This window comes from Thermoflexibacter ruber, from assembly GCF_900113045.1.
Classification (GTDB): Bacteria; Bacteroidota; Bacteroidia; order Cytophagales; family Thermoflexibacteraceae; genus Thermoflexibacter; species Thermoflexibacter ruber.
The window spans coordinates 1-24,766 of the sequence record NZ_FONY01000004.1 but is presented as its reverse complement, the minus strand read 5'-3'; the positions used below and the strand labels follow the sequence as shown (position 1 = coordinate 24,766).

Here is a 24,766-nt window from a genome sequence, read left to right as displayed (position 1 = left end):
ATTTAGGCTACTGTTTTACTCTCAAAAGGAAAGCAAAACGTGAATTGTACTCTCTATAGAGAACAAATTAGTAAAAAAATAACTAATGAACAAGCATTTATTTTCCTAATACAGACTTAACTTTCTTTTTTCATTTCTTCTAAGTAACTAATTAATTCTTGGATACTTGGACTATGCCCGTTCTGAATGTAAGCACCAGAGGTAGCCATGCCCAACAAGGCACATTGATTGAGTTCAAAACCTGCCAATACACCCAAACAATAGCCTGCATTGAGATTATCACCTCCTCCCGTAAGGACTTTAGGCTGGGTAACTTCTCTGCCTTTGATTTCTTGCAAGCCATTTTTATCGCAAACAAGGGTGTAGGTAGTAGGGTGAACCAGCAAATGCTGGATTTGTAAGGTATGGTAAATAAAATGGGTAATTTCCTTCAAGTCCTGTTCATTGGCTTCTGAGGCAGTCAAGGGCAAACCTTTCAGTGCTAACCAAACTTTTCTTGTTTCATTTTCATTCATGCCAAGTGTAACAGTACCTAAGTTAGCAAACTCGCTGATAAGGTCTAATACTTGTCTGATGTCATCTGGGGATTTTTTGCTGGGGTCGCAAAGGTCAAATAAGAAATGCTTGTCGGGCTTGCCCAAAGGTCTGACGACTTCTGCCAAAATACCTCTCCAAATATCTGTAGCTTGGGGGAGATTGACCCAATCTACTAAGGCAACTACTTGACTTTTAGCAATGCAAGTATAAAATTTATCTATGCCTATGATGCTTTTTAGATAGTTCCAGTTTACTCGCTCAAACGTTCCCAAATCTGAAAACATGAGTTTGCCATCGCCGAACTCCATAGCGTGAGTAACTCCAGACATGCCAAAAGTAACAAGCTCACAAAGAGGGTGCATAGACTTGAATTCTGCGTGCAACTGTGGGAAGCCCATTGCCCCGAAACAATAGTTTTTAATCCCTAAACTTGCTAAGGCATTCGCTAAGATAGGCGCATTTCCCCCTATCTTGATTTCTTGGGTGCTGACCTCCAACTGTCCGCTCTTACCTGCTAAAGTCTGCAAGTGTTTAGACAAATCGGTAATAGTCTCGAAATAAGTAGATTTTCCCGTAGAGTCTTTGCTCTTGACTACGTGTTGGATATAGTCTAAGTAGCCGTCAAAACCCACAAACATTTGGTAAGGCAATGCTTGGGTAACCAAAGTAGAGAGTTTATCTATGGTTTGCTGAATCAATGACATAATGAATCTATTAAATGAATGAGTAATGTTACTAAAAAGTCATGGGTTTTCGCAAAAAAGTCTTTTACTTTTTTATTCATTTAAGCGAAAAATAAGCTACTCTCCAAAAGTCTTGCTCAAATCCAGAATTTGTACCCTACTATTTCTATCTATTTTGAACTTTCTAATGCGAAAAAATTTGGTAGTCTGCCCCAAAGCGACTGCACTCAAGCCGATAATCGCTTGTTCTTTGGGGTCGTAAAGGGCATTGCCGACTAAGGGGTGAACTGCCGCAGAAAATAAAAAACCCCCTCCTATAAAATTCAACCCCCCTCTGACCAAATTTGTCCAACGCCTATCAAAGTAAAAAGTATCAAACTCTCTCAGATAAATTTTCATGCGTGCATCGACCAGCATAATACTCGAGTCTTGGAGATTAAGTTCCTCGATATAATCGTTAAAAATAAGATTATCCTTCTTTAATCGGAATCGGATAGGGTCGCCTACGGTAAGGTAAACACGAGCAGGGCTATATTTGTCCAAAACCAAATATTTTTTGGGTTGCAATCTTTTTTGTCCTAAAATTTGTTCAGGTAGTAAAAAAGAAAAAAGCAAAAATAAAACAGAAAAAAATACTAACTTTTTCGTAATCAAGAGTAATAAGATTTTAAAATGATTGACATTTGCAAGTTTTTGCAATTAAATGAAGGACTTGCAAAGTTCAAAGCATGAGTAAGCTAAATTTTGTTGTAAATTTTGTTAATAGGTCGAGAGTTTATTTTAAAACATAGTAAAATTATGAATAAGCTACTGAAAAACAGCACTGTATATATCATTTTTTTTCTTTTTTCATTCCAATCCTTCGCCCAAGAAGTCCTTTTGCCTACTTCACATTACAAATATCAAGTAGTACAAGGCATTTGTGAGAAAATCGCAAGAGTGCGTGATTTTGAACGTATCGTTCCCGAACTCAAAATGTTTGCCCGCCAAAACAAAACCCAAGTCATTGCCCAGTTTGTCGCTGTCAATGGGCATCAGATAGTATATGTAGATGAAAAACTCTATGACCTTTGTACGAAGTTTGGAGCAGATTCGTTGAACGCCTTGGCGTGTATTATTGGGCATGAGTTAGCCCATTACACCCAAAATCACCAATATAGAGAAGGTTTTTTCGCAGGACTAATGCCTACCAGTAATGTGGTTTCGCCCTCAAAAAATACCAAAAAAAGTAGCAAAGAACACAAACTCAAATTAGAGGAAGAAGCTGATTATTATGGACTTTTACAAGGGTATTTAGCAGGTTTTGATACCTACCGCCTCCTCCCTAACGTACTGAGCAAAATCTATGAGGAGTACAAGCTCAACGAAAAATTAGAAGGCTACCCTACCAAAATAGAGCGCATTCAGTCTGCGGAAATGACGGCTAAGGAAATCAAAACCTTGATTCCTATATTTCATGCGGGGAAGTTTTTATACCTTTCCAAAAACTATGAAGATGCCATAGTTTGTTTTGAGCATATCGCTAATAGTTTCACTGACAGAGATATAGCTAATAATTTGGGAGTATCTGCCTTAGCACAAGCCATCAGCCTCATGGAAAAAGAAGAGGTCTATTTTGCTTATCCTTGTGAGTTTGATGCAGCAGGTAGGCTCTTAGGCTCTACTACACGTAGTGCTTCCACGGGAGGAAATAAGAAAGATAAAAAGCAACAAATCAAAGACTTGCTGAAGAAAGCGCAACAGCATTTAGACCAAGTAATAAAAATGGACAAGACTTATAGCCCTGCCCATATCAACTTGGCTTGCAAATATTCTTTGGAAGGAAATCACGCTTACGCTATAGGCATTATCAATGATTTGGAAAATAAATTAGCCGATAACCCTATGACAAGGGGAGGACTGCCTGCCAATGCACACCTGATTAGAGGCATTGCTTTTGCTAAGAATAAACAAATGCCACAAGCCAAAGCAGATTTTGAAGCCGCAGAGAGGAAAAATGCTTACATGGCAGATTACAACTTGGCACTATACCAAAAACTTAATCAGTCTTTTATCGAAAAACTCCTCGATTTCAGCAGTCTTGGCGAGTGGATTACTGAGTTTATTGCTGAAAATAAAAAAGATAAAAGCAAATTTATTCCTGCACATATCGAGAAAATTGGCAACTTAATGCCTCAGCAACTTCTGCAAGAAAAATTTGTGGAAAATGCTACTATTCAAAATCAAGGAAGGTCACTTACTGTTTATGCTACTTACGAAGAAGATTTTAGCAAAATAAAGATTCGTCTTTTTGATAAAAATATATACCTTGTCGTGGCAGGTCAGTCTTATAAGGGCAAAACCTCCCAAGGATTGGGCATAGGTACAGACAAGGAAAAACTCCTATCCACCTACGGAACTCCCTCTTACATCAAATCGGGTAGTAATTCAGAGTATTATTTTTACGAAAAAGCCAAAATGATGGTAGAAGTCAGCGAAGGGAAAATCAAAAATTGGCTATTATATTACATTGAGATACGAAGTGAAAATTAGCAAAATAAAAATTTTAGCCGACTCCTTGTTTTTTAGTTAAATTATTGATTATTTGTAAAAGTATTTATTGAAATAATATTTACTTTTGTATTACAAAAAATAAATTTACGGTTATGTCGGTACAAAAACAAGTATTAGTCGCTGAGGACAGCTCTGTAATTCAGAATATTACTAAAAAAGTGCTTCAATTCCAAAACTATAACATTACTGCGGTCAAAAATGGCTTACAGGTTTTGGAAATCATGGAAAAAAACGATTTTGATATAATTCTCATGGATATCAATATGCCGGGTATGGACGGAATGGAGTGCGCCCGACAAATTCGCAAACTCTCTGACGAGAAAAAATCTTCCGTTCCTATTGTAGCTATTACAGGGAACGCCAAGAACTATACCTTAGAGGATTTTCGCGAGGCAGGTATCAATGAGTATCTCCAAAAACCCTTAAATTTTGATGCACTGGTAGAAACAGTAAAAAGGCTTACTCAATAAAAACATATCTCAAAATCTAAGCAAAACATGAGAAGGCTCAAGTAGTCCTTGTCATGTTTTTTATATTTATTAGGCTATGATTAAAAATACCTCTATATTTCTCAGCAAAGTAGAAGATATTTTTTCTGAAGCGGGGTACACATTACGTTATGAAAAAGGCAACTTCAAGGCGGGTTACTGCTTACTCAAAGACACTAAAGTAGTGATTGTAAATAAGTATTTCAATACAGAAAACCGCATTCATTGTTTGATTGATTTAATAAAAGCCTTAGAAATAGACCCCAAGCGACTTTCTGAAAAAAGTCAAAAACTACTCAATGAAATATTTAATTAGTTTTTTTAGCTTTGTGCAGAAAATTAATGTAAAAGTATAGTGCAAACCACTTTCGTATCCAATATCACTCAGCTGACCACCGAAGCAGTAGATTTGCTAAAAAGTCTGATTGCTACGCCTTCTTTTAGCAAAGAAGAAGATAAAACCGCAGATTTGATAGCCAACTACCTCATATCCAAAAATATACAAATACATCGTCAGCTTAACAATGTATGGGCTTTTTCCACCAATTTTCAGGAAAATAAGCCTACTATCTTGCTCAATTCGCACCATGATACCGTCAAACCCAATAAAAGCTATACTTTAGACCCCTTTACCCCTACGGAAAAAGACGGAAAACTATACGGCTTAGGAAGCAACGATGCTGGAGGTGCATTAGTATCCTTGATAGCTACCTTCTTGTATTACAATAAGATACAAGATAAACCCTTTAATTTAATCATCGCCGCAACCGCAGAGGAAGAAATCAGTGGACGAAATGGAGTAGAATTAGTACTACCCAATTTCGGAAAAATAGATTTAGCAATAGTAGGAGAACCTACGCAAATGCAGTTGGCAGTGGCAGAAAAAGGCTTGATGGTGATTGACTGTACAGTCAAAGGTAGGGCAGGACATGCTGCCCGCAATGAAGGAGAAAATGCTATCTATAAGGCACTGAAAGACATAGATTGGTTCAGGAATTATCGATTCCCCAAAGTTTCTGAAATGCTCGGCGACGTAAAAATGACAGTAACCATTATCAATGCAGGCAGTCAGCACAATGTAGTCCCTGATATTTGCACTTTTACGGTAGATATTCGTCCTACTGATGTCTATAAAAACGCAGAAATTTTAGAAATCGTCAAGCAAAATGTAAGTTGCGAAGTTCAGGAACGCTCTATCCGCCTCAATGCCTCCAGCATACCGATTACTCACCCCATCGTACAGCAAGGAATCCGCTTAGGGAGAACTTATTATGCTTCTCCCACTACTTCTGACCAAGCCCTCATGCCTTTTGATTCTATCAAAATAGGCCCAGGCGACTCTGCTCGCTCCCATACTGCTGACGAGTACATCTACTTAGAGGAAGTAAAAGAAGGTATAGAGTTGTATATCAAGCTATTAGACGGTCTGGTTTTATAGATGTTATCTGCTTCCAAAAATCTTACTACCTATCCGCACCATAGTACTGCCTTGCTCAATAGCAAGCAGGTAATCTCCACTCATACCCATAGAAATCTCTTGTAAATCAATATTTTCACTCTGATAATTTTGCTGAATATTATCAAAAATATTTTTGAGATTTTTAAATTCTTGACGAACTTGGTCAAAATTATCTGTATTGCTTGCCATACCCATCAGCCCTTTGATACATATATTTTTTAGGTTCTTTAATTCTTGGCTATCAAGGATGGCTATAAGTTCTTCTTGGCTAAGTCCAAATTTAGTTTCCTCCTGAGCAATATATATTTGGAGTAGGCAGTTAATAATCCGATTAAATTTTTTCCCTTGCTTATCTATCTCTTGCAAAAGTTTTAAACTATCTACCGAATGAATCAAATATACAAAAGGAGCGATGTATTTGACTTTGTTGGTCTGCAAATGTCCAATCAGATGCCAATGAATGTCTTTGGGCAGAGCCTCATATTTAGGTAGCATTTCTTGTACTTTGTTTTCCCCAAAATCTCTTAAACCTGCTTGATAGGCTTCTAAAAGCATGGCTACGGGTTTGGTTTTAGTAACAGCTATCAACTTGACTTTGGAGAAAGGGGCTAATTCGGCTTGAATAGCTTTAATATTTTCAGAAAGCATTTTATAGTTAATTCTTGGATAGAAAAATAGATTATACGATTATGTACAAAAGCATTTATGGAAATTTTATTCATCAAAAAGCCATGCCTTACAAGGTTGGTCAAACTTTGTAAGGCTAAATGACTATTTTTGAAAAACTGATTTTTTAGCTTACTACAATGTCTTGTAAAGTATCATCAAAAGTAACTCGCTTGCCTGTATGCAAAGCCATAGTAGTCATTATAGTAGCAATAGAATGACAATAACCAGCCCTTACACTTGCGTTGGGTTCTTTTCTACTCCTTACACACTCCATCCAGTTTCTAATATGAGCCGATGTCAGCGGGTCGCCGCCTGTGTTAGCCCCAGTGGCTACTTTTTCGCTTTCTGAGGCTAAGGACATCTCTGGTAAGAGGTTTGCTTGCATACCCATTTCTTTGGCAAAGTGCGCTTGTAGCCCTCCTTCTGGAGTAACTTTGTTTGTATCCAAATTAATCATACCCGCATTAGAAAAGTACAATTCTTTGATTCCGCCCGCCTCATTGTGCATACGAGAAGTATAAAGCACTTGGAAACCTTTGGAAAGGTCATTTTTAGGACCATAATCAAATACAGCTGTCAGCGTATCTGCATTCACTCTGCCGTCTTTCCACATATAAATCCCGCCGTTAGCTACGACACTTCTTGGGAACTCATAGCCACTAAACCAATGTACCGTATCTATCTGATGGCACATCCATTGGCTTGGAATACCAGAAGAATAGGGATAGAATAATCTGTATTCTAAGTATTTGCGAGGATCCCACTCCACTTGTGGACGATTGAGCAAAAAGCGTTGCCAATCCGTATCCTCTTGTCGAATTTCTTTAACTAATTGCGGTCTTCGCCAGCGTCCCGGCTGATTGACGTTCCAACACATTTCCACCATTGTAATATCTCCGAACTTGCCCGAGGTAATAAACTCGTATGCTTTTTGGTAATTACCCCCGCTGCGGCGTTGGGTCCCAATTTGTACGATTCTTTTAGATTGACGCACAGCCTTGTAAGCCCTGCGGTTGTCTTCCATAGTTTCTGCAAAAGGCTTTTCTATGTATGCATCTTTCCCTGCTTCTACTGCTTCTATGCAGTGCAAGGCATGTTGAAAGTCTGCTGTCCCTACAATGACCGCATCAAACTGTCCTTTTTCGTATAACTCTTCATTATTTCTTGCTTTAAAAATATCTTTCTTTCCTGTTTTTTCTCCGATAAATGCTGCTCCTTCCTCTCTGCGTCTGTTCCAAATATCAGATAAAGCGACTATTTCAAAATTCAATTCCTTGTGATGATTCAAGAATGAAGGAATTAAAGACTGACGCACTCGGTCAGAAAAACCTACAATACCTACTCTAATTCTATCATTTGCCCCTAAGATACTCGCATAACTCTTGGCACTCATCGCCATAGCAAAACCTGCGGTAAGCACACTGCTTTTTTTGATAAAATCTCTCCTTGAGTTTTCCATATTTACATATTTTTATCGTTTGAAAAGTAAGAAATGACTATTTATGAACAATCGTTTGTGTAAATTTAGCAAGGATTAATCAAAATTAAGGAAAATCCACTCACAAATTGTTTAACAATAGAGAAAACAGTATGTTATTTTATTGATATTCAAGAAAAGCAGTTCTCTAACCGTAGCACCGATTTTCCAAAATCGGACATTATTTTAATCAAATAAAAAGTTGAGTTACTTTCTTATGAAGATAATCAAACATATCTATTTTCAAATAAAAATTATTGGACTTATTGCTTTGCTGATATGTCAAAATGACAAAATTTACGCTCAACAAAATACGGAAAAACAAGGGTTAAATGCACTATTTCAGAAAGATTTTACTACTGCCGAGCGTATTTTTAAGCAACTATTGGCAAGCGATAGTAATAACCTAACCGCACATTTGGGCATGAGCCATGTTTACTACGAGCAGGAACAGGTTTTAAAGCAAAAGCAACAATATCAAGTCAAATACTTGAATTTTGAATCCTATTTTGCATTACTTCGCAAAGCCTACCTTCATGCAAACAGAGGAGCAGAACTTTTCAAACAACTTAGTGATAGTGAAAAAGATAAAGTAAAAAAAATGCTCAACTTGACCGCTGATGCCATACAAACTCAGCAAAAAAGCAAAATCCCACAAGAAGCCTACAGTCTTTTGACGAATGCTCCTTATCGTTTATCTTATCAAAAGCTCTATGAATCAAATATTTACAACCGATATACCGAAACTGATACACTCATTGCTTTGCGAGAAGCCCTACTGCAACAGTGCGCAGATTTTGCCAAAGATTACCCTACATCGCCTTACCTAAAAAATGTCAAAGAGTATCGCCGAGAGATATTGAGAGATTATACTAATTTGCTTTCTCTAAGGCAGTTTGGCGATAGAAGTGGAAGCACCTACGAAAAATTTTGCCACTTAATAACAACAGATTTTGATTCTACGGAGTTGAAACACATCATACCTAATTTTTACGGAGCAGAGTTTGGCTTCAATGCCAAAAACTATCTCTCGCACCCTAACTTTCTCAAACTGCAATCTTTGGCTAAAAAATATCAAGTACATGTAAATCAGCTACTTTGCGAACTAAATCTGCATCATGCAGGATTCGGAGAAAGCAAAGCCCAACTGTACGATGACTTTATTTACACTTTTGCACCCCAAGATATTGCACTTGTGGCAGTACAGAAAATAGCTCATCAATATATCCAACAGAAAAATTGGGAAAAAGCCATTACCATTTTTGAGAAGTACAAGTCTTTGTTTGCCAACACAGACCTTTCCAAAAAGTATCCTAATTATTCTTTTGTAGTAAATACAAAGTTTGATTTTGATAAAATGATAGCTTTACTTTCTGATAAAGAAGAAGATAGAAAATTAGTAAATTTAGGCTTAGGGGTAAATTCTAAAGCGAAAGAATACAGCCCTGTATTGAGTTTGGACGGAAGTACTTTGTACTTTGCAAGGAAAGGAGCAAATACAGGTGAAGATATTTATGCAGCTGAATATCAGAATGAAACGTGGCAAGCCGCTTTTCCTCTTAGCCCCAAAGTCAATACTAAAACTCACGAAGTCCCTTTGAATTTGAGTAGTGATGGCAACACGCTTTTTATTTATGGAAACTATACGGAAATACCTGAATTTTTTTATGTGAAAGAAAAATTTTTAGGAAAAGGAGATTTATATTTTGTTGAAAAAAAGGGAGTAAGCAGTGGGCAAATTCTTTGGGATAGAATGCAGGTGTTACCAGAGCCTATCAATTCTCCCAACTACGAAGCAGGTTTTTCTATGACTACTGACGGCAAAGCAGTATTTTTCAGTTCAGATAGGAAGGGTGGGGTAGGGGAGTACCTACCAAACTATCACCCTGACTTTCTGTACTATCATGGCTCTGGAGAGTTCAACATAGACATTTATGTATGTGAGAAAAAAGAAAATGGCTGGTCTGAGCCTATCAATTTAGGCGAAACTATCAACACGCCGTTTGCAGAAATGAACCCTTACCTCCACCCTGACGGAAAAACTTTGTATTTCTGTTCTGATGGACACTATGGCTTAGGAGGTTATGATATTTTTATGTCTAAACGCTTAGATGAAAATTCTTGGGCAAAATGGAGCGAGCCGATTAATCTTGGGAAAGTGATAAATACACCTTTTAACGATAACTTTTTTATCACGGCAGATGGCTCAACCGCTCTTATTGCTACTACTCAGCCTACGGACAATTTTGGTCAATCTGATATTTACCAAATCACTGTACCAGAAAAGGCACGACCAGAACCTGTAAAACTCATTAAAGGGAAATTGTTGAGTCCAGATAGACAGGTAGTTAAATCGCTCATCAGATGGGAAGAAGTAGGCAACTCTAAGAATAATGGTATCGTGCAAACCAAAGAAGATGGAGAATTTTCTTTTCTTTTGAAAGGAAGGAAAAAGTACATTTATTATCCTGAGAGTGAGCAAGTTTTTGGAAGTTCGGTAGAAGTAGATTTGACGGCAAAGAACGAGAAAAATACCAATTTGGAAACTAATATTACAGTAGGGACGATTGATGAAAATAAGACTAATCACTTGCCTTTTACTTTACCCACCTTGCATTTTGATTATAATAAAGCGATTATTCGCTCAGAATCTTTTTTTGATTTAGATAGATTGGCTGTTTTTCTGCAAAAAAATCCTTCTGCAAAATTGACCATTGAGGGGCATACTGACAGCGACGGAAATGATACCTTCAATTTGGATTTGTCTAAAAGGAGAGCCGAAGCAGTAAGGCAGTACTTGATTGACAAGAACTGTAAAAACACAATCACTGCCGTAGGTTTAGGAGAAACCAAGGCAAAGGCAAGCAATACCTCTGAGCAGGGGAAGCAACAGAACCGCAGAGTAGAGTTTACCATATACTTTTAATAATAGTGCTGATTTTAGGTATTAAATTTGAGAATTACTATATTTGTAGCTGATAATATGAATGTTAAATATCATTAAACTATGAAGAAGTACTTACTTTTGTTAATTTGCTTATGCTATGGCGTATTGGGTTTTGCCCAAAATAATACCACTAATATTAGCAATGAAAATGTGCCAATATTATCTTTTCACGAGAAAGAATACGATTTTGGGGACATCAAACAAGGTGATGTGGTGGAACATACTTTTTCTTTTAAAAATACAGGGAAAACGCCTCTTATCATTGCCAATGTACAAACTACTTGTGGATGCACCGCCACCAAATGGACAAACCAACCCATTCCTCCTGATGCAGAGGGTAGTATCACAGTACAGTTCAATACCTCAGGGAAGCAAGGCATACAAAACAAGGTGATTACAATAAAATCTAACGCTAATAATCAGATAGAAAGAGTGATTATCAAAGCCAATATTCTTCTGAAAGAAAATTAAATCTACACGTTTCCAAGTCCGAATGTGGCTGGCTAAATACTTTTTTCGATAATTTTTTTTAGTTTTTTTTGAAGTTAAAAAAAAAGCGTGTAATTTTGCACACGTTTTTGAGAGAGGGAGTATTTAGCCTCTTTCAAATTTAGAAAAAGATAGGTTAATTTTTACATTTGGGGAGATTCCAGAGCGGCCAAATGGGACGGACTGTAAATCCGTTGTTGTAATGACTTCGAAGGTTCGAATCCTTCTCTCCCCACCATCTGCACACAAGCGGGAGTAGCTCAGTTGGTAGAGCGACAGCCTTCCAAGCTGTAGGTCGCGGGTTCGAGCCTCGTCTCCCGCTCTTATTTTTCTTAAAGCCGATGTAGCTCAGTGGTAGAGCACTTCATTGGTAATGAAGAGGTCGTGAGTTCAATTCTCATCATCGGCTCAAGAATCCAAAAGTGTGTAGTTGATTTTATAAGCAAAGCATTATTTAGAAAATTTCAAACATTATTAGTTTTAAAAATGGCAAAAGAAGTATTTGACCGTTCCAAGCCTCACGTAAACGTTGGTACTATTGGTCACGTTGACCATGGTAAAACCACTTTGACTGCGGCAATCACTACAGTATTAGCGAACAAAGGTTTGGCTGAGAAGAGAGATTTTTCTTCTATTGATAATGCCCCAGAGGAAAGAGAAAGAGGTATTACAATCAATACCGCACACGTAGAATATCAAACAGACAAAAGACACTATGCACACGTGGATTGCCCTGGTCACGCTGACTATGTGAAAAACATGGTTACAGGTGCGGCTCAAATGGACGGTGCTATCATCGTAGTTGCGGCTACTGATGGTCCTATGCCTCAAACTCGTGAGCATATTCTTTTAGCACGCCAAGTAGGTGTTCCTGCACTTGTAGTGTTTATGAATAAGGTGGACATGGTAGATGACCCTGAGTTGTTGGATTTGGTAGAGATGGAAATGAGAGAATTGCTCTCATACTATAAGTTTGACGGCGATAATATACCAATCATTCGTGGTTCTGCTTTAGGTGCATTGAACGGTGAACCTAAATGGGTTAAAACTGTAGAAGAGTTAATGGACGCTGTTGATGAGTACATTCCATTGCCCGCTCGTTTGATTGACCAACCATTCTTGATGCCTGTAGAAGACGTATTCTCTATCACTGGTCGTGGTACTGTAGCTACTGGTCGTATTGAAAGAGGTATCATCAACTCTGGTGATGCTGTAGATATTATCGGTATGGGAGCGCAGGGTCTTAAATCTACTGTAACAGGGGTAGAAATGTTCCGTAAGATTTTGGACAGAGGTGAAGCAGGTGATAACGTAGGTTTATTGCTCAGAGGTATTGACAAAGAACAAATCCGTAGAGGTATGGTTATTTGCAAGCCCGGTAGCGTAAAACCACATACAGAATTTAAGGCAGAGGTTTACGTATTGTCTAAAGAAGAAGGTGGTCGTCATACTCCATTCTTCAACGGATATAACCCTCAGTTCTATTTCAGAACTACTGACGTAACAGGTACTATTAGCTTGCCAAGTGGAGTAGAAATGGTTATGCCCGGTGATAACATCACTATTACTGTAAAACTTCAGAAAGAAATCGCCATGGAGAAAGGTCTTCGTTTTGCGATTCGTGAAGGAGGTCGTACAGTAGGTGCTGGTCAGGTTACTGAAATCCTTGTTTAATTTTCGTTTATTTGGAAAAATTAAATTAGCAATATGAGAAAAGGCTTGCCTAAATGGTAAGCCTTTTTGTTTTGAAATTAGCTTGTGTTATTTATACTCATTCTAAATTAGAAAAGCTAAGAAAGGAGAACTTTATTTGTAAGTTTTTACTTTATAACTTTGTATCTGATAAGTATTTGTTGGCATTCAAAGTATTTTTAGGAATGGAATTTAACTTTAAAGCAATTGCCCTTTCATACAAAACTGCTTCTTTGGAAACCAGAGAGGAAGTAGCCCTTAATGAAAGTCAAATTAGAAACTTATTAGCTAAAATTTCTGAGATAATAGGCATCAGCGAAGCTTTAGTTATTTCTACGTGCAACCGTACAGAAATTTATTACTCCTCAGAACAAGATAAATCAGAAGAATTAGTCAAACTTATGGGCATTGTCAAAGGTATGATGCACATAAGTTCTTATTTGCCTTATTTTGAGGTAATTAATAATCCCCAAGAAGCAGTAAAGCGTCTGTTTAGAGTAAGTGTAGGTTTAGAATCACAAGTAATAGGAGATTTGCAGATTATTAATCAGGTTAAAAATGCCTACCAATATACTGCCGATGCTAATTTGGCAGGTGCTTTTTTGCATAGACTTTTGCATACTATCTTCTTTACGAACAAAAGAATAGTGCAAGAAACTATGTTTCGCACAGGCGCAGCTTCTGTATCCTACGCCACAGTAGAGATGATAGAGGAGTTGGCGGCACAGTTAGCAGACCCCAAAGTATTGGTCATAGGTTTAGGAGAAATAGGAAGTGATGTAGCACGTAATTTTCAAAATACTTCTATTGAGAAAATCTTTTTGATGAATCGCACTGCTCAAAAAGCAGAAGATTTAGCAAAAGAGCTTGGTTATCAAGCTATCCCTATGGAGCAGGCGCATCAGTCTATCCAAGAGGCAGATTTTATCGTGTGTGCTGTTCAGCGCAATGAGCCGTTCATCACCAAAGAATTAGTAGCTCAAATGAACATTCTCTCTTTCAAATATTTCTTTGACCTCTCAGTACCTCGCAGTATAGAGCCAGAGATAGAACAAGTAAATGGTGCTTTGCTCTACAATATCGACATGATTAATAATCGTTTAGATGAAACTCTCCAACGCCGTAAAGAGGCTATCCCACAGGTAGAAGCTATCGTAAACCAATCTATTCACGAGTTTGAGAACTGGACGAAGGAGATGATAGTATCTCCTGTTATCCAAAAGCTAAAAAACTTGTTAGAGCAAATTAGACAAGAGGAACTGGGAAGATACGTGAAACAGTTAGATGCCGAAGAAGTAGAAAAGATAGACCGTATCACTAAAAGCATGATGCAAAAAATTATAAAAATGCCTGTTTTGCAGTTGAAAGCAGCTTGTAAACGAGGCGAAGCGGAATCTTTGGCGGAGGTGTTGAGTGATTTGTTTGACTTAGAAAAACAAGCAGAGGCTACTCGAGCAATCTAATGCAAATACTTAGCGACTTACATCTTTCGTATTGCACTAATATTCACAGTGGAGAAAGCTGGCAAGAAGTTTTTGCCAACTTAAAATCACATATCCTTCCAATCAAACAGCATCTCGCTCCTACTTTACCTTTTGGCATTGGCTTGCGTCTTTCTGACTTAGCAAGTAAAGAAATTTTATCAGATAATCAACTACTTATCTTTAAAGAGTGGTTACAGGAACATAACTGCTATGTATTTACGATGAATGGTTTTCCTTTTGGAAATTTTCATCGGCAAAAAGTAAAAGATGCTGTTCACTTTCCCGACTGGACAAGTACAGAGCGATTGGCTTACACCATGAGGCTTTTTGATATTTTGGCAGAAATTCTACCTCTTGGTATAGAAGGGGGAATCTCAACCTCTCCAATTTCTTATAAACTATGGTGGAGGAGTGAACAAGAAAAGCAAAAGGTAATGCAAAAAGCGACTGAACATATATTAAAAGTAGTAGCACATCTGTTCAGAATTAGAGAAAAAACAGGAAAAACCTTACACTTAGATATTGAGCCAGAACCAGACGGAATGTTGGAAAATACCCAAGAAACGGTTACTTATTTCAAAGAATATCTACTCTCACAAGGGGTAAAATACCTGTCTAATGACTTGAAAATTAGTGAAAAGCAGGCAGAACAACTGATTCTTACACATATACAAGTATGTTATGATATTTGCCACTTTGCAGTAGAATATGAAAACCACGAAGAAGCCTTACAAACATTTGAAAAAGAAGGTATTAAAATAGGTAAGTTCCAGATTAGTGCGGCTTTAAAAGCTGACTTACCCAGAGAAAAATCAACAAGAGAGGCTATATTCGAGGAATTTGAAGTATTTAATGAATCGGTATATTTGCATCAAGTCATAGCCAAAAAATCAGATAATCAGCTATTTAATTTTAATGATTTGCCTTTGGCATTAGCAAAAGCCAAAGGAGAGGAGTTTGTGGAGTGGCGAACTCATTTTCATGTGCCTATCTTCTTAGAAAAATATAACCTGCTCCAATCTACCCAATCAGATATAGTAAATATACTGCAAATTTTGAAAGAAAAGCCTCAGATAACCAAACACTTAGAAATAGAAACTTATACTTGGGAAGTATTGCCCAAAGATATGAGAGAAAGCCTTACTACTTCTATACAAAGAGAATTGGAATGGGTAATGAAGCAAATGCAATAACTCATTCACATATTTTACACTCTAAGCAACTTTTTTGCAGTTTTTTCATCTTCTTAATAAAGTAAAAATCTCAAATCATTTTAGCAACTTCTTTTGTTTATTTAAAAACTTAAAACTTTACTACATGAAAACTCATATCTTAGCTACACTTTCAAAAGGCAAAGTAGCAAAATCTTGCTATTTATTGTTTCCATCTATTATTTTGTTCTTATTTCAAAATCAATTATTTGCTCAGAAAATCAAAGGGAAAATTACTGACGAAAATCAGCAAGGGCTTCCTTTTGTATCTGTCTATGTAGAAGGAACTACCATTGGTACGACAAGTAATGCCGAAGGTCAATACTTTCTGGAATTAGACAAGGGAAATTATACTATTGTTTTTCGCCATTTGGGCTATGAAACACAAACTAAGCAGGTTAGCATGAGTGGCAAAGACATAGAAATAAACGTAGAAATGAAAATGCAAACCGTTCAGTTAAAAGAAGTTACTGTATCTTCCAAAGATGAAGACCCTGCTTATGCTATTATTAGGCAAGCCCAAGCCAAACGCAAGTTTTACCTGAACCAAGTCAGTAAATACGAGGCAAGTGTTTATATGAAAGCCTCTTATTATGTAAAAAACGCCCCAAAGAAAATTTTAGGCAAGGAAATAGTAATAGTAGGTTTGGATAAAGACCGCAATGGAATCGTATATCTCTCAGAATCAATGTCTAAGTATTACTACCAAGCCCCCAACAAAAGCAAGGAAATCATGCTCTCCTCTAAGGTAAGCGGAACAGAAATAGGTTTCAGTTGGAACAGGGCAGATAACTTGAATTGGAATTTTTATGAAAGTAGTGTTAATTCTATTGGCGACCGCAATTTTATTTCGCCTATTGCCCCGACTGCTATGCTCTATTACAAATACAAACTCATAGGTGAATACCAAGACAAAGGAGTAACAGTCAATAAGATACAGGTTATCCCGCGAACCAAAGGGGCACCGCTTTATCACGGCTTTATCCATATCCAAGAGGATACTTGGCGAATCCACAGCACAGACCTTTACCTCACAGGCGACTCAGGTATTGACTATTTGGATACTGCAAGGATTAAGCAAGTTTTCGTTCCTGTAACCGATTCGGTTTGGATGAAAAGTTCGCAAGTTTTTGAGTTTAAGTTTAGTGTAGGAGCTTTGGGTATCAAAGTGCAAGGTGGGGGAACTTACATGGGTGTATTTTCTAATTATAGCCTTGAGCCTAAGTTTTACAGCAATCCGCAACCAACAATCAATAATCAAGCATCAAAAAATGAACAATTAGCAACTAACAATAAAAAATCCACCACAAACAACAAACAAAAACATCAACCACCAACCAATAACAATCAACCACTAACCAATAAAAAACAAGAAGAAAGGATAAAGAAAACTGAAGAAAGGGAAACTAAAAAGTTCTTTGGAAGCGAGGTACAAATTATTCAAGCTGATGCCAATAAACGAACCCAATCCTATTGGGATAGCATTCGTCCTGTACCACTAACAGAAATGGAAATCAAAGACTACAACCTAAAAGACAGCATTAAAGCCATCAAAGACACGAGGGCTTACAAAGATTCCATTGATAAGATTCGCAATAAATTCAAGCCAATTAACTTGCTGACGGGTTATTATTACCGCAATACTTATCGGAAAACCTCTTGGGCAATTGACCCTCCTATCAATAATATCCAATTCAATACCGTAGAGGGCTGGGTAGGCGAGTTGAGCGGTCGTTGGACTTTTTACAATGATACGACTTACAAAAGAACCAATATCAATGGAGCGGTGCGTTATGGGTTCTCAAGCGAAAAACTGTATGGAAAATTGGGCTTTTCGCATCGTTGGGACTTAATAAGTCGTAGTAATTTTACTTTTGAGGCGGGGCATTATGTAAGCCAATTCAATGCTAATGAGCCTATTACCTTTTTACAAAATACCATGTATTCGTTGTGGGCGGAGCAGAACTTTATGAAAATCTACGAGAAAAGCTATGTAAATATAGACTATTTCCAAGAGGTAGCCAATGGACTTTTTGGTAGGATTAATGTAGAGTTTGCCCAAAGGAATCCTTTGCAAAATGCTGAAAATCTGCCTACTCAGTTCAGGGTAAATCGCCAAGACCGAGAGTTCACCTCCAATGACCCTTTGAACCCTGATAATAATGGTAATTCTTTTGAAGGACACAATGCCGTAGTAATTGGGCTTGGTTTTACTTATCGTCCTGCCCAAAAATACATGACTCGTCCCAATATGAAAGCAATTTTGCGCTCACCTTACCCCACTTTGGGCTTTTTATACCGCAAGGGCATGGGGGGAACAGACTTTGATTTTGTGCGGTTAAGCGTGTATGATGATGTCAATATCGGCATTGTGGGGAGTAGCTCTTATGACCTTTCCGTAGGTGGTTTCCTCAATAAAAACAAGGTACAATTCATGGATTACAAGCACTTTATGACTACGCAAGTCCTTTTTGCACCCAGCACTTTCCGTAGTTTTTGGAATCTGCCCTATTATACTTACAGCACAACTGATACTTATTTTGAAGGGCATTTTGAGCATCATTTCAACGGATTCCTCACTAATTCTATTCCACTATTTAAAAAACTAAATTGGCACTTGGTTGGTGGCTTGCACGTGCTTTATACTGACCAGAGCAAGGAATACATAGAACTAACCGTAGGCATGGAAAATATCTTTAAGATTTTACGAGTCGACTTTGTAAGTTCCTATCAACGAGGGCAGGCAGTGGGAACGGCGTTTAGGTTTAGGATAGGGTTTAATTAAAGCCTATGGCGTGCTTTACAACTTTACGGCTAAAAATAGAATATCATCTCTCTGCTCAGCATCTTTTTGGTAGTCTTCTAATTCCTTCAAGAAAAACTCATGCTGAGTAGGGAAAGGTAAGAAAGCACCTTGGCTAAGCATTGCTTTAAATCGCTGACTGCCAAATCTTTGTCTTTCTTGATTGATAGAATCCATCCAGCCGTCTGTAGTGAGATAAAGTATGGTATCTTTTTCTAATACTAATTCCTTTTGTTGGTACTTTACGTCAATTTTATGTCCTATGGAAGTATGGTCAAGCCTAATTTCTTGCAAGCTATCTTTGAAGTAGAGCAGAGGTCTTTTCGCTCCTGCAAATTTTAAGTGGATTTTATCGTTGTCTGTGTATCGCATGACGCACAGGGCGATGTCCATGCCATCTTGGAAGTGCTTGTCCCTTCTGTTCAGAGAGGTCATGATTCTTTGATTAAGTTCATTCAAAATGTGGGCAGGCTCGTGAATGTGCTTACTTTCTATTATCTCTCTGAGCAAAGTATTGCCAATCATGGACATAAATGCTCCCGGCACTCCATGCCCGGTACAGTCCACTACCGCCAAAAATTTCTTAATAGTTCCTTGTTGCTGGTTTACAGTTTCTTGTTGTAATAATTGGTCATTGGTCGTTGTATTTACTTCAAAATACCAATAAAAATCTCCACTAACTACATCTTTGGGCTTGTATATGATAAAATGCTCTTGGAAAGCACTGGCTAAAGTATCTTCGTGAGGGAGAATTGCTTGTTGTATGCGTTCTGCATACCGAATGCTGTCTTGTACTTTGGTATTTTGGTAATGCAGTTGAGCAAAAGCGTTTTCTAACTGCTCTTTTTGGGCTTTGAGTTCCTCTTGATTTGCCTCTAACTCCTCCATATTTTGACGCAGTTCTTCCTCACTCGCTTGTAGTTCTTCATTTTTCGTTTTGATGGCTTCATTGGCTTGTTGGAGTGCCTTAGTTCGCTCTACTACCAATCGTTCCAATTTAATATTTTGCTTTTCTAATGCCTTTACTCTGAGGCGATTATAGGTAATAATGCTTACTCCAATAATTAAAAATACTATCGTCCTGAACCACCAAGTTTCCCACCAAGGGGGTAGAACGATAATTTTTAGGCTCGTACCTTCTTCATTCCAAAGTCCGTCATTATTGCTGGCTTTGACGCTAAATATATAAGTTCCTGCATTCAGGCTCGTATAGGTAGCAGAGCGTTGATTACCTACCTCATTCCACTCTTTTTCAAGTGGTTCTAACTTGTAGGCATACTGATTTTTATTGCTTAAAGTAAAATTCAAAGCCACAAAGTCAAGTGAAAAAACAGCATGCTCATGGCTTAGCGTGATTTCTTTAGTTTGACTAATGTGCTGTTTTAGCAAAGAATCGTAATCGCCAATATTGACGGGTTTGTTAAAAATTTTTAGTCCTGTGATGAGAACTTTGGGCAGGTAAGGATTGTCTTTGATGCTATCGGGATAAAATGCGTTAAATCCTTCTACCCCTCCAAAAAATAGTTGTCCGTCTTTGGCTTTGAAGCGGGAGTCTGCCTTGAACTGATTGCTTTGCAAGCCGTCGCTCTCATCGTAATTCCTACATTTTTTAGTTTCAGGATTAAAGCAACAAAGTCCCAGATTGGTGCTTAGCCATAGGTTGCCTTTGTTGTCCTCTAAAATACTGTTTATTGCGTTATTAGGCAATCCATCTTGGGTAGTATATCTTAAAAATTTTCCATTGGGGAGCATTTGGTTGAGTCCGTCTGCCGTTCCTACCCAAAGTCTGCCTTTGCTATCTTCTAATACACATTTTATGTAGCTGTTACTGAGGCTATTAGTATCTTCCTCTTGGTGTGTGTAGCGAGTAAATTTTTGAGTAGCATAGTCAAAGTGGTTTAGCCCTCCTGTACTTCCTACCCATAAGTTACCTTTACTGTCCTCATAAATAGACATGAGGTAATTTCCACTGATAGAATTGGGATTGCTTGGGTCGTTGGCGTAAGCCTTGAAAATAGGGGGATTTTCTGATTCCATTACTATCATTCCCCCGAAAGAAGCCATAAAAAACTGCTTGTTTTTAGTACTTTGGACAATTTCAAAGATGTTAGGATTGTTGAGTTGCCTTTCACTTTGATAGCCAACTTCGTAGGAGAAAAATGTTTTTTTGCTTTCATCAAACAAACTCAACCCGCCTCCCCAAGTACCTACCCATATTCTTTGTTGCAAATCTTCATAGACTGCTAAAACAGGGTCATTAGGTAGAGAATTTTTTTGCTTAGGGTCATGATGGTAGTAATAGGTCTTATTTCCAGCTTTGACTACTAATCCGCCCTCTGTACCTATCCAGAGGCGATTTTTGCTATCTTTGAGGAGGGCATTTACTGTTTTGTTTTTAAGTATTACATCTGGTTTACTGAATTTTTCTTTGTGAGGGTCAGCAATGCTGATACCACTCGAGAACGTACCTACCCATATCCTATTTTGCTTATCTACATGAATAGCCCACACAGAGTTATCGCTCAGGCTTTCTGGATTGTTCTCATCATGCAAATAGTGGGTAAACCGCATCGTACTCAAATCTAACTTGCTCAATCCCCCGTTTTCAGAGGAAAATAAGATGTCTTTCCCCCAGCCGTGAATTACTCTAACAGGTGCAGTTAAAAGGCTTTTTCCTTTATCCACTCCCTGCTTAAAATGGGTGAAAGAAAAATTTTGGAGGTCAAATCTATCTAAGCCATGCGAAGTCCCTATCCAAATCTTCCCCTCCATATCCTTGAAAATAGACATGATATTATTGTTACAAAGGCTGTTTTCATTTTTCTCCTCATGTAAAAAGTGTTTGAATTGGTTAGTTTTTACATCTAAAAGAAAAAAACCATCGCCGTCAGTAGCCACAAAAAACTGATGAGTATCGATTTGAATAAAGGAAACAATATTGACATTAGTAAAAGAGGGTAGTGCAATAAATTCACCTGTTTGGCGATTTTGTTTGTATAATGAATTTCCTAACGATGCCCAAAAGTTTTTCTCACTATCTTCATAAAAATAAGTACTATAATTACTACCTCCTTTAATATTGATGCGGTTAAATCGGTTGAGTTTGGCATTGTAGCTGAGTATGCCACCACTTTCAGTAGCGACCCAGATAGTACCATAACTATCTTCATATAAGTAGTTGATGTAATTACTGGTAAGGCTGTAAGGATTTTGGGTTTCGTGGCGGTACACCTCAAAGGTATAACCATTGTAGCGGTTCAATCCGTCTTGTGTACCTACCCACATAAAGCCCTGACTATCTTGCAAGAAGCAGGTAACAGAATTTGTAGAAAGTCCCTGCTTAACGTTCAGATGCCAGAACTTCACAATTTGCCCTTGTGCAAATACAAAAATTAGAAGTTGGAAGCATATCAGCAGTATAAACTTTCGCATGGTGGATAGGTGTTCTTTGGATTAAGGATACTAAGGGATATGCGTTGAAGCAACAGATACTTTCAAAGCAATATTAATGAATTGTAAAACAAAAAAAAATTTTATACTCTGTAAATTTTTAAAATTTACACCGCAAACGATACCAATTACCTTAATAATCTTAAATTGAGCTTATGAATGATTAAAAGCAGTCTTACTGTTGCTTTTTCTTGATTTCATCTATTTGCTTAGCGATTTGTTCTGCTTCGGCTACTTTTTGGTCGCCTGCGGCTCTGTTGGTCTGCCAAAGTTGGTGGGCTTCTTTCATAAGCCTTGCATACTTTTTGCTGAGTTTTTCTATTTCGCTTTCTTTCTTGAACAGTCCAAACATGTTTTATTCAATTTTAAGTATAAAACAGTATGTAGGCATTTTTGTTTGATAGCCCTAAGCCAAATTACCAACTTTTTATAGTTTTTCAAAGAATAAATTTATCATGTATAATTTAAGGCACGGTAGATTTGATTTGTATTTTGTTATTTTTACTTTTGTTGCTGATTGATGCTTAGTAAGCCATAGACGTATGATTAAAATTAGCGTAGCAGAGCCCAAAGACTACCTCACTATCCAGCAAATAGCACATCAGACTTGGTATGCAACTTTTGGAAAAATTCTCTCTGAGGAGCAGATTGACTATATGTTGGGAATGATGTACAGCCTAAAAGCTATAGAGGAACAGATAGAGCAAAAAGGACATATTTTTCTCTTAGCTAAAGACGAAGAGAGCTACTTAGGCTATGCTTCTTATGAAACAAGCTATCAAGAAAGAGAAACGACTAAAATCCATAAGATTTATGTCTTGCCTACAGCACAAGGAAAGGGAGTAGGCAAGATTTTAATGGATAGCATAGAAAAAATAGCTAAAGAAAAAGGAAACAAAACTCTTTCTCTTAATGTAAATAGATACAATCCTGCCATCAATTTTTATGAGAAAATAGGTTTTAAAATACTGAAGGAAGAGGACATTGACATAGGTAAGGGCTTTTTGATGCAAGATTTTATTATGGAAAAAAATATTTAATACGCATTTAAAATGAAAGAAGAAGAAGAAAATAATCAACAAATCACCATAGAACTCTCTGACGAAGTTGCGGAGGGAGTATATGCTAACCTTGCAATGATAGCTCACTCCAATAGCGAGTTTGTCATAGACTTTATCCGCCTTATGCCTGGCGTTCCCAAAGCTAAGGTAAAAGCACGTATCGTACTTACGCCTGAGCATACCAAACGTCTTTTGTTAGCCTTGAAAGAAAACGTAGAAAAGTACGAAGCCACTTTTGGAAAAATTAAGTACGTGGAGGAGGCTACACGCTTCCCTATGAATTTTGGAGGAACGATAGGAGAGGCTTAGGGCTGCTCTGCTTGATATATAGTATCCTGAATTTCATGGACTATTGCATCTAACTTTTGAGTGGTTTTCTCTAACATATCTATACAGGCTTGCTTTTCTTCTGCATTAGAGGTAACTTTAATGACGTTCATCAGTCCTAAAATAGTGGCTACAGGTGCTCTCAAGCGATGAGAGTTGATGAAGGCATACTCTAAGAGTTTTTTGTTCTGTGCTTCTAAGGCAGCAGTGTGTTCTTTTACTTTCTCTTCTAAGAAATTATTAATTTGGGTAATTTCTTCGTTAAGCTGTCTGAGGTTTTCTGCTTGAACAGTAATTTGTTCTTTTTGCTGCTCGAGAATGAGGTTCTTTTTGGTAATTTCTTCATTTTTGTAGGAAATCTCCTCGTTGATTTCCTGAAGTTTTTGGGCTTGCTGAGAGATTTCTTCCATTTGGCGATGAATTTCCTCTTGTTTTTCTAAAATTTCCCTTCGTTGTTCTCGCAAAGAAATAACTGTTTGGTTAAAAGACTCAGCTAAAATCCCTATCTCATCTTTACTTTTTACATCTACTTGTACGTGCAAATCCCCTCTGCTAAGTTGGGTAGTCCCTATTAAAAGTTTCAAAATAGGCTTTGAAATTCTATGGGCAATAAAAAATGAAGTAATAGCAATAAGTAAACATACTACGCCTAATATTCTAACAGAACGCCAAGCAAACTCATCTACTGACTTTAAAGCTTCTTTTGCATCTATTTCCGTAACGATTATCCATTCTACGTCTTGGACTGTTAGGGGAGAGTAGGAAATAAGCACCTCCTGCGCCCTATAGTCTTTGGTAAGTGCTACTCCTGTCTGGTTAGCTAACGCCTTTCTTATTACTTCATTATCAATAGTTTGGAAAAGAATAGTTGTTTCATGAAACTTCATTAGTGCCAAAGAGGTACTGTCAGTACCAATTTTTTCCATTTGCTCAAGAAAAGTTTTTGGGGATTCCAAAATAAAACGAGAGTTGGTACGCATCTTATAGTCGCTGCCTACGATGTAACACTCTCCTGTTTCTCGCAGTCCTCTTTCTTTCCAAATCTTATCATTAGTGGTAATTCTATCTATTTTATCTATGGGAATTTGGAAGATAAGGGTGCCTATACCGATTGTGCTAGTTTGGAATTTTCAGTAAAAAAGGTTATCTCTAAGGTGCAACCATAAAAAGAGATAACCTATGCACCAAATCGCAATTGATTCAGTATTCAAAGATAATATAAAAGAGTTAAATTTATCAGATTTTCTGACCCTTACTTTTTTCATTATAGATGAAATTTACAAAGAAGTCGGTCAGTTAGTTGAACGTTCGGGACCTAAACCAACTTTTTCGGATAGTGAAGTGATTTGTCTAAATCTTGTCGGTCAAATGGTTTGCGATTCTGAGAAGGCTTGGTATAAAATAGTCAAGAAGAACTACTTAGCATTATTTCCTAA

At 37.5% G+C, this 24,766-nt stretch carries 20 protein-coding genes and 3 tRNA genes; 16 read left to right on the top strand and 7 right to left on the bottom strand.

The window, feature by feature from the left end:
* Positions 1 to 116: 116 nt before the first annotated feature.
* The gene (locus tag BM141_RS02970) at positions 117 to 1,241 is read right to left on the bottom strand and encodes a hypothetical protein (RefSeq protein WP_091539774.1); all 1,125 of its coding nucleotides are present in this window, start codon (positions 1,239 to 1,241) and stop codon (positions 117 to 119) included.
* Positions 1,242 to 1,337: 96 nt separating this feature from the next.
* On the bottom strand, positions 1,338 to 1,763 hold the full coding sequence (locus BM141_RS02965) for a hypothetical protein (protein WP_143090778.1): 426 nt from the start codon (positions 1,761 to 1,763) through the stop codon (positions 1,338 to 1,340).
* A gap of 255 nt (positions 1,764 to 2,018) precedes the next feature.
* Here BM141_RS02965 and BM141_RS02960 point away from each other — a divergent pair, with 255 nt between their 5' ends.
* The 4 genes from BM141_RS02960 (at position 2,019) to BM141_RS02945 (ending at position 5,699) form a co-directional block, all read left to right on the top strand.
* A complete protein-coding gene (locus BM141_RS02960; protein WP_091539767.1) occupies positions 2,019 to 3,752 on the top strand; it encodes a M48 family metalloprotease in 1,734 nt (577 codons plus the stop codon).
* A gap of 113 nt (positions 3,753 to 3,865) precedes the next feature.
* The gene (locus BM141_RS02955; RefSeq protein ID WP_091539763.1) at positions 3,866 to 4,243 is read left to right on the top strand and encodes a response regulator; all 378 of its coding nucleotides are present in this window, start codon (positions 3,866 to 3,868) and stop codon (positions 4,241 to 4,243) included.
* A 76-nt stretch (positions 4,244 to 4,319) separates the two neighbouring features.
* On the top strand, positions 4,320 to 4,577 hold the full coding sequence (locus BM141_RS02950; RefSeq protein WP_091539760.1) for a hypothetical protein: 258 nt from the start codon (positions 4,320 to 4,322) through the stop codon (positions 4,575 to 4,577).
* 39 nt (positions 4,578 to 4,616) lie between these two features.
* A complete protein-coding gene (locus BM141_RS02945; RefSeq protein WP_394331670.1) occupies positions 4,617 to 5,699 on the top strand; it encodes a M20 family metallo-hydrolase in 1,083 nt (360 codons plus the stop codon).
* Between the two features lie 3 nt (positions 5,700 to 5,702).
* Here the strand turns inward: BM141_RS02945 and BM141_RS02940 are convergent, their stop codons facing one another.
* Entirely contained in the window at positions 5,703 to 6,368 is a 666-nt protein-coding gene (locus tag BM141_RS02940) for a YggS family pyridoxal phosphate-dependent enzyme (RefSeq protein ID WP_091539753.1), read from the bottom strand.
* Positions 6,369 to 6,513: 145 nt separating this feature from the next.
* Positions 6,514 to 7,848, bottom strand: a complete 1,335-nt coding sequence (locus tag BM141_RS02935; protein WP_091539750.1) for a Gfo/Idh/MocA family protein — start codon at positions 7,846 to 7,848, stop codon at positions 6,514 to 6,516.
* Positions 7,849 to 8,083: 235 nt separating this feature from the next.
* Between BM141_RS02935 and BM141_RS02930 the strand changes: the two genes are divergently transcribed.
* The 9 genes from BM141_RS02930 (at position 8,084) to BM141_RS02890 (ending at position 18,474) form a co-directional block, all read left to right on the top strand.
* Positions 8,084 to 10,792: an OmpA family protein gene (locus BM141_RS02930; RefSeq protein WP_091539747.1), complete on the top strand. Its 2,709-nt coding sequence runs from the start codon at positions 8,084 to 8,086 to the stop codon at positions 10,790 to 10,792.
* Between the two features lie 81 nt (positions 10,793 to 10,873).
* Entirely contained in the window at positions 10,874 to 11,284 is a 411-nt protein-coding gene (locus BM141_RS02925; protein WP_091539744.1) for a DUF1573 domain-containing protein, read from the top strand.
* 169 nt (positions 11,285 to 11,453) lie between these two features.
* Positions 11,454 to 11,540, top strand: a tRNA-Tyr gene (locus BM141_RS02920).
* An 11-nt stretch (positions 11,541 to 11,551) separates the two neighbouring features.
* Positions 11,552 to 11,624 (top strand) — tRNA-Gly (locus tag BM141_RS02915).
* A gap of 15 nt (positions 11,625 to 11,639) precedes the next feature.
* Positions 11,640 to 11,711 (top strand) — tRNA-Thr (locus BM141_RS02910).
* Between the two features lie 77 nt (positions 11,712 to 11,788).
* Complete coding sequence (tuf, locus tag BM141_RS02905) at positions 11,789 to 12,976, top strand: elongation factor Tu (protein WP_091539740.1); 1,188 nt, start codon at positions 11,789 to 11,791, stop codon at positions 12,974 to 12,976.
* A gap of 203 nt (positions 12,977 to 13,179) precedes the next feature.
* Complete coding sequence (gene hemA, locus BM141_RS02900) at positions 13,180 to 14,457, top strand: glutamyl-tRNA reductase (RefSeq protein ID WP_091540238.1); 1,278 nt, start codon at positions 13,180 to 13,182, stop codon at positions 14,455 to 14,457.
* On the top strand, positions 14,457 to 15,671 hold the full coding sequence (eboE, locus tag BM141_RS02895) for a metabolite traffic protein EboE (RefSeq protein WP_091539737.1): 1,215 nt from the start codon (positions 14,457 to 14,459) through the stop codon (positions 15,669 to 15,671). Before hemA ends, eboE begins: the two co-directional genes overlap by 1 nt.
* A gap of 124 nt (positions 15,672 to 15,795) precedes the next feature.
* Positions 15,796 to 18,474 (top strand): DUF5686 and carboxypeptidase regulatory-like domain-containing protein, encoded by a 2,679-nt coding sequence (locus tag BM141_RS02890; protein ID WP_091539734.1) that lies wholly within the window; start codon positions 15,796 to 15,798, stop codon positions 18,472 to 18,474.
* Positions 18,475 to 18,489: 15 nt separating this feature from the next.
* On the opposite strand, the gene BM141_RS02885 is transcribed toward BM141_RS02890, so the two are convergent.
* Both BM141_RS02885 and BM141_RS22515 read right to left on the bottom strand, forming a co-directional pair.
* On the bottom strand, positions 18,490 to 21,924 hold the full coding sequence (locus BM141_RS02885; RefSeq protein WP_091539730.1) for a ligand-binding sensor domain-containing protein: 3,435 nt from the start codon (positions 21,922 to 21,924) through the stop codon (positions 18,490 to 18,492).
* Between the two features lie 193 nt (positions 21,925 to 22,117).
* On the bottom strand, positions 22,118 to 22,294 hold the full coding sequence (locus BM141_RS22515; protein ID WP_143090777.1) for a Lacal_2735 family protein: 177 nt from the start codon (positions 22,292 to 22,294) through the stop codon (positions 22,118 to 22,120).
* Positions 22,295 to 22,484: 190 nt separating this feature from the next.
* Here BM141_RS22515 and BM141_RS02880 point away from each other — a divergent pair, with 190 nt between their 5' ends.
* Both BM141_RS02880 and BM141_RS02875 read left to right on the top strand, forming a co-directional pair.
* A complete protein-coding gene (locus BM141_RS02880; RefSeq protein WP_091539725.1) occupies positions 22,485 to 22,982 on the top strand; it encodes a GNAT family N-acetyltransferase in 498 nt (165 codons plus the stop codon).
* A 12-nt stretch (positions 22,983 to 22,994) separates the two neighbouring features.
* Positions 22,995 to 23,312: a DUF3467 domain-containing protein gene (locus BM141_RS02875; RefSeq protein ID WP_091539723.1), complete on the top strand. Its 318-nt coding sequence runs from the start codon at positions 22,995 to 22,997 to the stop codon at positions 23,310 to 23,312.
* On the opposite strand, the gene BM141_RS02870 is transcribed toward BM141_RS02875, so the two are convergent.
* Positions 23,309 to 24,256 carry a HAMP domain-containing protein gene (locus BM141_RS02870; RefSeq protein ID WP_177217247.1) on the bottom strand — a complete coding sequence of 316 codons (948 nt, stop codon included), beginning with the start codon at positions 24,254 to 24,256 and terminating at the stop codon, positions 23,309 to 23,311. The two genes, BM141_RS02875 and BM141_RS02870, sit on opposite strands and share 4 nt — an antisense overlap.
* Before the next feature lie 253 nt (positions 24,257 to 24,509).
* Here BM141_RS02870 and BM141_RS02865 point away from each other — a divergent pair.
* Positions 24,510 to 24,766, top strand: a 257-nt coding sequence (locus tag BM141_RS02865) for a hypothetical protein (RefSeq protein WP_091549353.1), incomplete at its 3' end; no start/stop codon positions are given.